Here is a 12,601-nt window from a genome sequence, read left to right on the forward strand (position 1 = left end):
GGTCAGCGTGCCGGTTCGAGGAACTGGCGCGCCAGGTCGGGCACGGCGGCGTCGGCGAGCGCGAGGCCCTGCGCCTCGCCGACGTCGATCACCTGGTACCCGCCGGTGCCCGCCGCCGTGGTCGCGGTGATCGTGATGACCCCGGCCCGCCGCTGGAAGAACGTGCGGGTGACCTTCCAGCCGACGATCCCGGTGCGCTGGAGGGCGACCGTGGAGCGGTCCAGCGAGCCGGAGCGCGTCACCAGGTGGGTGGGCGTCAGCGCGTGACCCAGCCCGCGGTAGCGGTCGTGGCCGAGCAGCGCGGACAGCGGGATGAGGGCCGTGGCGACCCACCCGAGCCACAGCGGCCACCCGAGCTGCGGTGTCACGAACAGCAGCACCGCCGCCAGCGCGGCGGTCGGCACCACCGCGCGCACCAGCCGCCGGTACAGGGCGCGCCGGGGGTGCGGGGTGAGTTCCGCGTCCACATCGGACTTCAACACCGCCTCGGCCACCCGCAGCGCCTCGGCCCGCGGGGCGGGCGGGAGCAGCAGGGCGCTGCCCGGCTTGTGGTCCAGACCCGTCGTCACGGCGGACAACCGGGCGCCCCGGCCCCACCTCAGCAGCAGCGGCTCGTGCAGGTTGACCCCGCGCAGCCGCTGCTCCTCGATGGACACCGACCGCGTCGTCAGCAGCCCGCGCTGGGCCCGGACGGTGGCGTCGGCCTGCCGCGAGAGCCGGAAGTCGTGGTACTGCACCAGGTACGCCAGCAGCGAGGCGAGCGCGGAGAGGACCACCACGACGGCGGCCGAGGTCAAAAGCGTCGTCGCCACCCCGGAGCCCACGACCCACCGGTAGACCGTGCTGAGCACCCCGACCTCGGAGATGTCCAGCGCCAGCTCGTTGGCCAGGTTCATCGCGAACCCGACCGCCACGCCGATGCTGACCAGCCCGGACAGCGACAGCGGCGCGAACCGGTACCACCGGCGGTCGAAGCCCGCGATGGTCTCCCCGGTGCCGGGCGCCTCCACGGCCCCCGGGACCGGGTCCCCCGGGGTGCGGCGCAGGAGCACCTGCCGCAGGCGGTCGGCCTCGACGGCGGTGACGGCGTCGAGCTCCACCCCCTCGGAGTCCCTGCTGGCGCGCTGCCCGGTGCCGACCTTCACCGCGGCGAGGCCGAACAGCCGGTGGCCCAGCTTCGCGGTCAGGTCGACGGTGCGGATGCGGTCGCGCGGGATGGCCAGCCGCTTGCGGACCAGCAGGCCGGTGTGCAGCTCCACCTGGGCGGCGGTGATGCGGTACTGGGTGGTGAGCCAGGTCAGCAGGCCCCAGAGCACCACGACGGCGACGGTGCCCGCGCCGATCCACATCCGCACCGCGTCGCCGTCGCCGAGGAACACCAGGGCCACCAGCGGCGGGAGCAGCCCGACCAGCTCGTTGAGCGGCTTGACCACGATCATCCTCGGGTCGAGCCTGCCCCACTCCGGCGCCGGGGCGGCGACCTCGGGGGCGGCCGGGAACGAGCCGGTCACGTCGCGTCCCCGCGGGTGGCCTGGGTCGTGCTGGTCAGCTCGTCGACCAGGCGCGCGGCGGTGGCCTCGTCGAGGCCCTCGATGCTCACCGGGCCCTGCGCGGACGCCGTGGTCACCGTCACCGTCGCCAGCCCGAACAGCCGCTGCAACGGGCCGCGCTCGGTGTCGACGGTCTGGACGCGCGAGACCGGGGCGATGCGCCAGTCCTGGGTGAACCAGCCGCTGCGGGTGAACACGGCGTCGCCGGTGGTCTCCCAGCGGTGCACCCGGTAGCGCCAGCGGGGCATGACGACCACGTGCGCGGCGCCGAGCACCGCGGTGGCCAGGGCGGTCAGCCGCAGCCAGTCGGGCACCGCGAACCCCAGCAGGCCCGGTGCGGCCTGCCCCAGCACGAGCACCGCCCACACCAGCCCGGCCCGCACCGCCCAGTGCGCCACCGCGCGCCTGCTCACCAGGTTGGCGGGCGCGCGCAGCCGCAGCCCCGCCCCGCCGAGGTCGTCGCTCACGTGGCCCAGTCTGCCCGCCGGGCCGTCACCCCGCGTCACCCCCGGGTGGTACGGGTGGGCAATCGTCCACCAGCTGTCGGGGCAGCGCGGAAAAGTCCGCTTTTCCGTGACCCCGCCGCGTCACGTCTCGTTACGGATCGAGTCATGTCGGTGACGGTCGGGGATGTGCGGGACGCACAGGAGGGGCGGTACCGGGTGAGCCAACGCGAGTGGAGCGTGAGCTGTCGCGATCTGGCCGGGCGCAAGCGGCAGGTGTCCGTCTTCGTCCGGGCGGGGCGGGTGGTGCTGGTGGCCCCGCCGGGGGAGACCGCGATCTTCAGCCCGCTGGACGTGGGCAGGCTGCGCGCGGCGCTGCGCGACGCGGTGGTCGACGCCTCGGTCGAGCGGCCGGACTGAGCCACCGGGCTTGACGCACGAGTAGATACTGTCAGAATCCGTGTCGAGGAGGCACGGCATGGCTACCTACTTCATCACCGGCGCGACGGGGTTCCTCGGCCGCAACCTGGTCGGCAGGCTGCTCGCGCGCCCGGACTGCGAGCGGGTGTTCGCCCTGGTCCGCCCGGAGTCGACGGCCCGGTTCGAGGCGCTGGCGAGCGGTTGGCCGCACCCCGAGCGGGTCACCGCGGTCCCCGGCGACCTCACCGAGCCCGGCCTGGGCGTGGCACCGGACGCGCTGCCCGGGCCCGTCGACCACGTGGTGCACCTGGCCGCGGTGTACGACTTCACCGCCCCCGCCGAGGTCAACGAGGCCACCAACACCACCGGCACCCGGCGGGTCATCGAGTTCGCCGCCGCCAACCGCGCCCGCCTGCTGCACCACGTCTCGTCGATCGCCGTCGCGGGTGACCACCGCGGCCGCTTCGCCGAGACCGACTTCGACCTCGGCCAGCGCCACCACAGCCCCTACCACGCCACCAAGTTCGCCGCGGAGGAGTTGGTGCGCGAGCAGGGCGAGGTGCCGTACCGGGTCTACCGCCCGGCCGCCGTGGTGGGCGACTCCCGCACCGGCGAGATGGACAAGGTCGACGGCCCCTACTACTTCCTGCCCGCGCTGGTGCGCCTGGCCAGGCTGCCCCGCGCCCTCCCGCTCGTGCTGCCCGACCTCGGCGCCACCAACCTCGTGCCGGTCGACTACGTCGTCGACGCCATGGCGCACCTGATGCACCGCGACGCCCCGTCGGGCACCACCCACCACCTCACCGCCCCCGGCCGCCAGCCCGTCACCGAGGTCTACAACGCGCTGGCCGACGCCGTGGGCGCGCCGCGCGTCGCGGTGACGCTGCCCGTGCGCCTGCCCGCGGTGCGCGCGGTCCCCGCGCCCGCCGCGGCGCTGCTGGCCGAGCTGGGCATCCCGGCCGAGGTGCTGCCGCACCTGGACATCCCCACCGAGTTCGACACCCGCGCCACCGAGGCCGCCCTCGCGGGCTCCGGCGTCCGGCTGCGCCCGTTCGCCGAGTACGCCGGAGCCCTGGTGCGGTACTGGGCCGAGCACCTCGACCCCGACCGCGCCTGGGTGTCCCCGGGTTCCCTGCGCGGCAGGCGCGTGGTGGTCACCGGCGCGTCCTCGGGCATCGGCCGCGCCACCGCGCTCGCCGCCGCCGCCCGGGGCGCGCACGTGCTGCTGGTGGCCCGCAGGCAGGACGAGCTGGAGCTGGTGCGCGCGGAGATCACCGCCGCGGGCGGCAGCGCCTCGACCCACCCGTGCGACCTCACCGACGGCGACGCCGTCGACGCCCTGGTCAAGGAGCTGGGCGAGGTCGACGTCCTGGTCAACAACGCCGGGCGCTCGATCCGCCGGTCGGTCCACCTGGCCGTGGACCGGCTGCACGACTACGAGCGCACGATGTCGCTGAACTACTTCGCCCCGCTGCGCCTCACCCTCGGCCTGCTGCCCGGGATGCGGGCCCGCGGCTTCGGGCGCGTGGTGAACGTGACCACCATGGGCTTGCAGTCCGACACCCCCCGGTTCTCGGCCTACCTGGCGTCCAAGGCCGCGCTGGAGGCCTTCGGCCGCTCGGCGGGCCGCGAGCTGGTCGGCGACGGCGTCACCGTCACCTCGGTGCGGATGCCGCTGGTGCGCACCCCGATGATCGGCCCCACCTCCCTCTACAGCGGCCTGCCCGCCGCCAGCCCCGACCGGGCCGCCCGCATGGTGCTGCGCGCGATGACCGCGGGCCCGGACGTGGTGCAGCGCCCCGAGGGCCTGGCCGTCGAGCTGCTACGCGTCTTCGCCCCGGACCTGGCCAGGCAGGTGCTCGGGCTCGCGTACCGACTCTCCCCGGAATCGGCCCCGGAAGCCCGGCGCCGGGCCGAGCACCCGCTGCGGGTCCTGCTCTCCGCCGTCGTCCGGCCCGCCTGGCGCGCCCTGCGCTAGGCCCCGGCCGACGGGGGTGAGCGCCCCCAGCGGGATCTCGATCTCCTGCGTGGGCGCCTCGCGGAAGGCCACGTACCGGCCGGGCCTGCGCCGGGTCGGCCGGATGAGCGCGAACGCGGCCACCCCGCCCAGCGACAGGGCGAAGATCACCACGCCCATCGCCACCGCGCTGCCCTGCCCGCCCGCCCCGCCCTCGCCGCGCCCGCCCAGGCCGACCAGCGGCGCCGCCAGCCCGCCGACGACGAACTGGAGCACCCCCAGCAGCGCCGCCGCCGACCCCGCCCGCCTGCCGTGGTCGGCCAGGGCCAGCGCGGTGGAGTTCGGCGTCACCATGCCGACGCTGGCCACCACCACGAACAGCCCCGGCAGCAGCGCCGCCAGCCCCAGCTCGCCCAGCACGGCCGCCAGCACCAGCGCCGCGCCCACCGCGGAGCTGAGCAGCCCGCCGGTCAGCAACCTGCGCGGGTCGAACCGGCGCAGCAGCAACCCGTTGAGCTGGCTCACCAGCACGATGCCCAGCGCGTTCAGGCTGAACACCGCGCTGTACTCCTGCGGGCTGAGCCCGTGCACCTCCTGCAGCACGAACGACGACCCGGAGATGTAGGCGAACATCGCCCCGAGGGTGAACCCGGCGGCCAGCGCGTAGGCGGTGAAGGTGCGGTCGGTGGCGATCCGGACGTAGGTGCGCAGCACCTGCCGCAGGTCCGGCGGCCGCCTGCGCTCGGCGGGCAGCGTCTCCGGCAGCCCCAGCGCGGAGACCACCAGCAGCAGCACGCCGAAGCAGGCCAGCACCAGGAACACCCCCGGCCACGACGTCCAGCGCAGCACCTGCCCGCCGATCACCGGCGCCAGCATCGGGCCCAGGCCGTTGACCAGCATCAGCATCGAGAAGAACCGGGCCATCTCGGTGCCGGAGTACAGGTCGCGCACCGCCGCCCTGGCGATCACGATGCCCGCCGCCGCGCTCACCCCCTGGGCGAACCGCAGCGCCGCCAGCGCGTACACCGACGGGGCCACCGCGCACACCAGCGAGCTGACCGTGTAGAGGACCAGCCCCACCAGCAGCGGCCGCCGCCTGCCCAGCGAGTCCGACAGCGGGCCGGCCACCACCTGCCCCGCGGCCAGCCCCACCATGAACGCGGTCAGGGTCAGCTGCACCAGCGACTCCGACGTGCCCAGGGTCTGCGCCAGCTGCGGGAAGGCGGGCAGGTACATGTCGATCGACAGCGGCCCGAACGCCGACAGCCCGCCGAGGATCAGGGCGAGCCGGGGCTTCCTCGCCCCCTGCGGCGCATGCACCCGATCAGTCTATGGATCATCGCACCGCTCACCCACATCGCCTCCGCCACTCGGGGGACCCCGCTGGTCGGGCGGGCCCGGTCGGGTGAGGATGGGGGCACCGGCGCAGACGATCACCTGATCGGCGGTCGTCAGGGCGAGCCCGTCGCGGAGGGGAACCGGCACCTGCGGTGACCCGCCGCCCCGGCGCGTCGCGACCTGACCTGATCAGCGGCTTGACAGACTGTCGCCACAGGGCGGGAGGTGCCATGGCCGAGCCGATCGACGCGGTGCTGTCCGAGGCCGCGCAGCTCACCGCGGCCGGACGGCCGGAAGCCGCGATCTCGCTGCTGAAGCCGGTCCTGGTCGTGCACCCGGACAACCCGACCGCGTGGTGCCGGTTGGCCGCGGCGCTGTTCGACGCGGGCCAGCCGGAGCTGTGCCTGGACGCGGCCAAGCGCGCGATCACCCTCGGTGAGCGCTCCTGGGCCCACCGCCTCGCCAGCCTGGCGCTCGGCGAGCTGGGCCGGTACGAGGAAGCCGCCGTCTCCGCCCGCGAGGCCGCCCGCCGCGACCCCGACGACTGGCGCGCCCACGTCGCCCTCGCCGAGGCGCACGGCCCCCGCGAACCCCTCGCCGCGCTCGCCGCCGCCCGCCGCGCGGTCGAGGTGGCCCCCGAGGAGGCCCGCCCGCACGAGGTGCTCGGCTCCGCCGCCCTGTGGGCCGAGGAGCTGCCGCTGGCCAAGCGCGCGTTCCTCGACACCCTGCGCCTCGACCCCGGCAACGACGAGGTCCGCGAGCGCCTGGCCGGGCTCGCGCACGTCCGCGCCGCCCAGGCCGACCCCGGCCCGCAGGTGCCGTTCGGCCGCGCCCAGCGCATCGCGCTGTGGCTGGTGCTGCGCCGCTGCTCGGCCTGGCTGCTGGTCGGCGGCTTCGTGCTGCTCGTCGCCGGGGCCCCGCGCCCGTCCCCGCTGCTGGTGTGGTTCGGCCTGGCCCTGCTGCTGGCCGTGGGCGGCCTCGGCGTCCACGGGTTCCTGGGCCTGCCCCGGGTCTCCCGGCTCCCGCTGCCCCAGCTGTGGGCGCGGATGCCGCTGTTCTGCGTGGGCGCGGGCCTGCTGGGGGTGGGCGCGCTGTCCCTCGTGGCGTGGGTGCTGGGCCTGGCGTTCGGGGCCAGGGACGTCGTGCTGCTCTGGCCCGGCCTGGCCGCCGCCGTGCTCGCGCTGGGTGCCTGCTGGGCGGGCCTGGCGCGCATGCGCATGCGCTGACTGGTGAATGTGGACAGTCGGTCGAGGAGTGCGGTCAGGTGCGTTGTCATGACCGCAGTTCTATCAGGGATGCCCGACATTCTCCGGAATCCGTCCACAGGGGCCGTCTGTCCACAGGGGCCTGAGTTGTCCCCAGGTTCGCGCCGCGTCTTCTGCGGCCAGCGCGGTCGCGGGTAGCGTGAAGAACAGGGGTCCCCCTGGCCGGGGTACCCGGGCGGGAGCCTGCGGCGGCGCGAGGTGGGGCGGCCGCGTGACTGGTCGGTGGCGTTGGGCGCAGAGTGGGGCGGCGGCGTCGAGTGGGTGTGGCGTTGGGTGAGCCGTGGAGTGGGGCGTCGGGTGGGCGGTGGCGTTGGTGAGCTGTGGCGCCGAGTGGGGGTGCGATGTGGGGTGGGGCTGGGTCGGAGGGGGAGGGGTTATTTGGCGTCGGCGTAGCTGGTGACGGTGGTGGCGTGGAGGGGGAACTGGACGGGGGTGCCGGCGAAGACGAGGTGGGAGGCTTCCTCGGCGGCGGCGGTGATCTCGGTGGCCACGTGCGGGGCGAGGTCGGTGGGGCAGTGGACGATGACCTCGTCGTGCTGGAAGAAGACGATCTGGGCGGGGTGGGGGAGCAGGCGGCGGCGGAGGGCGGCCAGGGTGGTCAGGGCCCAGTCGGCGGCGGAGGCCTGGACGACGAAGTTGCGGGTGAACCGGCCCCACTCGCGGGCGGCCTGGCGGGCCCGGCGCTCCACCCGCTCGTCGCCCTCGGCGGAGACGCGCTCGTGCCAGGCCTCGCTCGGCGGGGGGCTGGTGCGGCCCAGGCGGGAGCGCACGACGCGGCCCGCCTCGCCCGCCCTGGCGGCCTGCTCGACGTACTCGACGGCGACGGGGAAGCGCTTGCGCAGCACCGCGAGCAGCGCGCCTGCCTCCCCGGCCGTGCCGCCGTACATGGCCGAGAGCATGGCGACCTTGGCGCGGTCGCGGTCGCCGCCGAAGGCGTCGGCGGCCAGGCCCGCGTACAGGTCGGTGCCCGCGGCGACCTCGGCGAAGCGGCGGTCGCCCGACAGCGCGCCGAGGACCCGGGGTTCGAGCTGGGAGGCGTCCGCGACCACCAGCGACCAGCCGGGGTCGGCGCGGACCGCCGTGCGCAGCACCTTCGGCAGTTGCAGCGCGGCCCCGCCCCGCGTCGCCCACCGCCCGGACACCACCCCGCCGACGACGTAGTCCGGGCGGAAGCGGCCGCCGTCGACCCAGCTGTCCAGCCACGACCACCCGTGCGCCACCCAGATCCTGGCCAGCTCCTTGTACTCCAGCAGCGGCGCGACCGCGGGGTGGTCGACCCGCTTGAGCACCCACGCCCGTGCCGACTCGACCTCGATGCCCTCGCGGGCGAACGCCTTGACGATGCTCGGCGGGTGGTCGGGGTTGACCGGCTTGCCCCGGAACGCCGCCGAGATCGCGCTCGCCAGCACCGCCAGCTTCGCGGGCCGGGCGCCGGGGGCCGGGCGCGGGCCGAGCATCGAGGTGAGCAGGTCGGTGTGCACGTCGGCGTGCCAGGGCAGCCCGAAGTGCGTCATCTCCGCGGCGGCCAGCCCCCCGGCGGACTCGGCGGCCACCAGCAGCCGCAGCAGGTCCGGCCGCGCGGCGGCGGCGATGCGCGCCTCCTGGTCGGCCAGCACCGCCGCGACCCGCTCGACCGGGACGGCCCTGCGCTCGGCCTCGAACAGCACGGGCTGGTCGCCGCGCGCGGTGGGCCTGGGGTCCTCCGGCTCGGCCTGCCCGCGCGCCCGCGCCCACGCCGCCTCGACGTTGCGCGGGCGGCCCGGCCGCTCCTCGAAGGCCAGCAGGATGCCCTCGGTGAGGGTCAGGTCGTGGCAGCGGGCCACCCGCACCCCCGCCCGCAGCAGCGCCGGGTACACCTCCTCCACCGACGGCACCACCCACCGGGGCGCGGACTCCCGCTCCACCCGCCGCACCCACGCCACCAAGTCCGGGACGTCCACCGCCGCCCCGTCCACCACGGCCCGCGCCGCACCGGAAGGCCCAGGAACCAGCACGACCCGCACACCGGCATTGTGCCCCCGCCCCACGACAGGAACGGGCCCGCTCGGCGGGGGGCTTGCGCGCGCACGACAAGAACGATCCGGGCGAAGCGGGGGGAAATGAGTAGTACGTACCGGCGGTAGGTCCGCTGGTTGACGGCTCGCCAGGGGGTGCGGCACCGTGTTACCGAAGGGTAACCCCAGGAGGCGTCGGTGACCGAGTACCTGACTCGTGTGCGTGATCTCGCTGCCATGGTCCCCACTGCGGTGCGCAGTGTGGACGTGATGCGCAAGGCCGGGCTGGTGCCGCTGACCCGACCCGACCACGTGCTCAAGTCGGCCATGGCGGTGCGCAAGTTCGGGCCGATCGCCGGGGCGGCGCGGGTGGCGGCCACCCGCGACAGCAAGGCGGTGGGCCTGGTCGACGAGCTGGGGGCGCTGACCTTCGCCCAGCTCGACAGCCGGTCCAACGCGCTGGCGCGGGCGCTGGCCGCGCACGGGGTCACCGACCGCTCCGTGGTGGCGCTGCTGGCGCGCGACCACCGGGGCGCGGTGGAGACGATGCTGGCGACCGGCAAGCTTGGCGCGCGGCTGCTGCTGATGAACACCGGCTTCGCCAAGCCGCAGCTGGTGGACGTGGCCGAGCGCGAGGGCGTCACCGTCTTCGTCGCCGACCAGGAGTTCGCCGAGCTGGTGGACGCGCTGCCCGAGCACCTGCCCCGGTTCACCGCCTGGGTCGACGACCCGCGCACCGCGGGTACCACCCTGGAGCAGCTGATCCGGGCCACCGAGGACGACCCGCTGCCCGCCCCGCGCGAGCCCGGCGGCATGGTGCTGCTGACCTCCGGCACCACCGGCACCCCCAAGGGCGCGCCGCGGCAGGTGCGCTCGCCGCTGGCCGCCGCGCAGTTCCTCGACCGCATCCCGCTGCGCGCCGGTGAGGCGACGGTGATGGGCGCGCCGCTGTTCCACGCGACCGGGCTGTCGCAGTTCATCATCACCTTCGCGCTGCACTCCGCGGTGGTGCTGCGCCGCAAGTTCGACCCGGAGGCCACGCTCAAGGCCATCGAGGACAACAAGGCGACCGCGCTGGTCGTGGTGCCCACGATGCTCCAGCGGATCATGGACCTGGGCAGCGACATCATCGACAAGTACGACACGTCCTCGCTGCGGATCGTGTTCACCGCCGGGTCCGCGCTGTCGCCGGAGCTGGGCAACCGGGCCAGCGCGGTGTTCGGCGACGTGATCCACAACCTCTACGGCTCCACCGAGGTCTCGGTCGCCACCGTGGCCACCCCCGAGGACTGGCGGGCGGCGCCGGGCACCGTGGGCAAGCCGCCGGTGGGCTGCCGCGTGGTGCTCTACGACGAGGCGGGCGAGGCCATCACCGAGCCGGGGGTGACCGGGCGGGTGTTCGCGGGCTCCGGGCTCGCCTTCGCCGGGTACACCGACGGGCGGCACAAGGAGATCATCGACGGGCTGCTGTCCACCGGGGACGTCGGGCACTGGGACCGCGAGGGCAGGCTGTTCATCGACGGCCGCGACGACGACATGATCGTCTCCGGCGGCGAGAACGTGTTCCCCGCCGAGATCGAGAACCTGCTGGTGGAGTTCCCCGGTGTGGTCGAGGCGGCCGTGCTCGGCGTCGAGGACGAGAAGTTCGGCCAGCGGCTCAAGGCCTACGTGGTGCTGGAGGAGGGGGCCAGGGCGAGCGAGGACGACCTGCGCGAGCACGTGAAGTCGAACCTGGCCCGGTTCAAGGTCCCGCGCGACGTGGTGTTCCTGGAGGAGCTGCCGCGCAACGCCACCGGCAAGCTGCTGCGCAAGCGGCTTCCCGAATTCGGCTGATCCGCATTATCAAGCCGGGGGTTGCCGACGCAACCCCCGGTCGTCGGGGATGGCGCCCGGGATGGGCGTCCCTTCGGCGGTTTCTCCGGTTTTGGTCAACGTCTTTCGCATTCATGGACGTCGTGGTCGGTTAATGACGACGAAATGGCCGCAGTTCCTCGCTCCAGGGCGATGAGCTGCGGCTTTGTCATTCCCAGGCCTTTCCCTGGCGTCTATCGGACGCATGGCCCGGCCGGTCGGCGCACAGCCACAAGGGGTAAGGCATTTGCTCCGATGGGCTCAGTAGTGGCAACTGTGAAGCGTTGCCGCGGGGGTCTGCGCACGCGTTGCATAACCATCAAGCAACGACGCGGAGAGTGACCGAAAAGCCGCTCTCCGATGTCGGAGCGTGCACTTCAGTCGGGGTAGATGGAGGGTTCATGAACACGAGTCGTGAAGGCCGCAGGGGCAGGCGCGCGGCGGGGTTGGGCGTCCTCGGTGCCGCCGCCGCCGTCGCCGCGCTCGCCGCGGTGCCCGCGCAGGCCGCCACCGGGGTCGTGCTGCACGCCGACGCCGCGGACACCGTGGCCGACAGCTACATCGTCGTCCTCAAGGACGGCGCGAAGACGCTCGGCGCGCAGCAGGTCAGCGCGCAGGCCAGCACCCTGGCCACGCGCTACGGCGGCACCGTCGGCCGCACCTACGACTCGGCGATCAACGGGTTCTCGGTGAGCATGAGCGAGGCCGAGGCCGAGAGGCTGGCCGCGGACAGCTCGGTCGCCTTCGTCCAGGCGAACCAGCGCTTCCACGTCGACGCCACCGCTTCCTGGGGCCTCGACCGCATCGACCAGGCGGACCTGCCGCTGGACGGCTCCTACTCGGCGCCCTCCGACGGCGCGGGCGTCACCGCCTACATCGTCGACACCGGCGTCAACGCCGCGCACGAGACCTTCGGCGGCCGGGTGTCCGGCGGCTTCGACGCGGTCGACAACGACGGCGACCCCGACGACGAGAACGGCCACGGCACGCACGTGGCGGGCACCGTCGGCGGCACCGAGTACGGCGTGGCCCCCGGGGTCGACATCGTCCCGGTCCGCGTCCTGGACGCGGGCGGCTCCGGCACCACCGAGGGCGTCGTCGCGGGCATCGACTGGGTGACCGAGAACCACAGCGGCCCGTCGGTGGCGAACATGAGCCTCGGCGGCGGCGCCGACGAGGCCCTCGACGCCGCGGTGGAGGGCGCCATCGACTCCGGCGTCGTGTTCGCCGTGGCCGCGGGCAACGACGGGGCGAACGCCTCCGGCTACTCCCCGGCCCGCGTCGGGCCCGCCATCACCGTCGCGGCCTCGGACGACACCGACGCCCAGGCGAGCTTCTCCAACTACGGCTCGATCGTCGACCTCTACGCCCCGGGCGTGGGCATCACCTCGTCGTGGATCGGCGGCACCACCGAGACCAACACGATCTCGGGCACCTCGATGGCGACCCCGCACGTGACCGGCGCGGCGGCGCTCTACCTGGCGCAGAACCCGGGCGCCACCCCGGCCGAGGTCGCCTCCGGCCTGACCGGGTCCGCCTCCGCCGACAAGATCACCAACGCCTCCTCGGGCACCCCGAACCTGCTGCTCCGCGTGGGCGGCTGAGCCCGGGGGAGCACGTCCCGGACCGGCTTCGGAACCCCGTCACCCCCGCGGTGGCGGGGTTCCGCCGTTCCCGCTCGGGTCCACCTCGACACCCGGTGGGCGGGCGCGCCCGATCCGGTCACGACCCTTGGCGCGCGCTCTACTAAGCGGTAGCTTAGCGGCGGTGGTCAACCGGGGTC

8 protein-coding genes and 1 pseudogene are annotated in these 12,601 nt (G+C 74.6%); 5 read left to right on the plus strand and 4 right to left on the minus strand.

What is annotated here, in order from left to right; genetic code table 11:
* Nucleotides 1-2: 2 nt before the first annotated feature.
* Both BJP25_RS31375 and BJP25_RS31380 read right to left on the minus strand, forming a co-directional pair.
* Entirely contained in the window at nt 3-1,511 is a 1,509-nt protein-coding gene (locus tag BJP25_RS31375; RefSeq protein WP_075978687.1) for a PH domain-containing protein, read from the minus strand.
* A complete protein-coding gene (locus BJP25_RS31380) occupies nt 1,508-2,017 on the minus strand; it encodes a PH domain-containing protein (protein ID WP_075978688.1) in 510 nt (169 codons plus the stop codon). Before BJP25_RS31380 ends, BJP25_RS31375 begins: the two co-directional genes overlap by 4 nt.
* Before the next feature lie 144 nt (nt 2,018-2,161).
* Here BJP25_RS31380 and BJP25_RS31385 point away from each other — a divergent pair, with 144 nt between their 5' ends.
* Nucleotides 2,162-2,413: a hypothetical protein gene (locus tag BJP25_RS31385; protein ID WP_075978689.1), complete on the plus strand. Its 252-nt coding sequence runs from the start codon at nt 2,162-2,164 to the stop codon at nt 2,411-2,413.
* A 58-nt stretch (nt 2,414-2,471) separates the two neighbouring features.
* Nucleotides 2,472-4,391, plus strand: a complete 1,920-nt coding sequence (locus tag BJP25_RS31390) for an SDR family oxidoreductase (protein ID WP_075978690.1) — start codon at nt 2,472-2,474, stop codon at nt 4,389-4,391.
* Between the two features lie 219 nt (nt 4,392-4,610).
* On the opposite strand, the pseudogene BJP25_RS31395 reads toward BJP25_RS31390, so the two are convergent.
* Nucleotides 4,611-5,690 (minus strand): annotated as a pseudogene (locus BJP25_RS31395) (multidrug effflux MFS transporter); the annotation flags it as partial.
* Between the two features lie 248 nt (nt 5,691-5,938).
* Between BJP25_RS31395 and BJP25_RS31405 the strand changes: the two are divergent.
* The gene (locus BJP25_RS31405) at nt 5,939-6,934 is read left to right on the plus strand and encodes a tetratricopeptide repeat protein (RefSeq protein WP_075978693.1); all 996 of its coding nucleotides are present in this window, start codon (nt 5,939-5,941) and stop codon (nt 6,932-6,934) included.
* Between the two features lie 413 nt (nt 6,935-7,347).
* On the opposite strand, the gene BJP25_RS31410 is transcribed toward BJP25_RS31405, so the two are convergent.
* Entirely contained in the window at nt 7,348-8,967 is a 1,620-nt protein-coding gene (locus tag BJP25_RS31410; RefSeq protein ID WP_408607246.1) for a bifunctional 3'-5' exonuclease/DNA polymerase, read from the minus strand.
* 237 nt (nt 8,968-9,204) lie between these two features.
* On the opposite strand from BJP25_RS31410, the gene BJP25_RS31415 reads away from it, so the two are divergent.
* The gene (locus tag BJP25_RS31415; protein WP_233158367.1) at nt 9,205-10,800 is read left to right on the plus strand and encodes an acyl-CoA synthetase; all 1,596 of its coding nucleotides are present in this window, start codon (nt 9,205-9,207) and stop codon (nt 10,798-10,800) included.
* A gap of 419 nt (nt 10,801-11,219) precedes the next feature.
* Entirely contained in the window at nt 11,220-12,422 is a 1,203-nt protein-coding gene (locus BJP25_RS31420) for a S8 family peptidase (protein ID WP_075978696.1), read from the plus strand.
* The last annotated feature ends 179 nt before the right edge of the window (nt 12,423-12,601 follow it).

This window comes from Actinokineospora bangkokensis, from assembly GCF_001940455.1.
Taxonomy (GTDB): Bacteria; Actinomycetota; Actinomycetes; order Mycobacteriales; family Pseudonocardiaceae; genus Actinokineospora; species Actinokineospora bangkokensis.

Bases quoted from the DNA above. Each gene is read 5' to 3' on its own strand.
- BJP25_RS31390 (WP_075978690.1), top strand. From the start codon at position 2,472: ATGGCTACCTACTTCATCACCGGCGCGACGGGGTTCCTCGGCCGCAAC.
- BJP25_RS31405 (WP_075978693.1), top strand. From the start codon at position 5,939: ATGGCCGAGCCGATCGACGCGGTGCTGTCCGAGGCCGCGCAGCTCACC.
- BJP25_RS31415 (WP_233158367.1), top strand. From the start codon at position 9,205: ATGGTCCCCACTGCGGTGCGCAGTGTGGACGTGATGCGCAAGGCCGGG.
- BJP25_RS31420 (WP_075978696.1), top strand. From the start codon at position 11,220: ATGAACACGAGTCGTGAAGGCCGCAGGGGCAGGCGCGCGGCGGGGTTG.
- BJP25_RS31385 (WP_075978689.1), top strand. From the start codon at position 2,162: ATGTCGGTGACGGTCGGGGATGTGCGGGACGCACAGGAGGGGCGGTAC.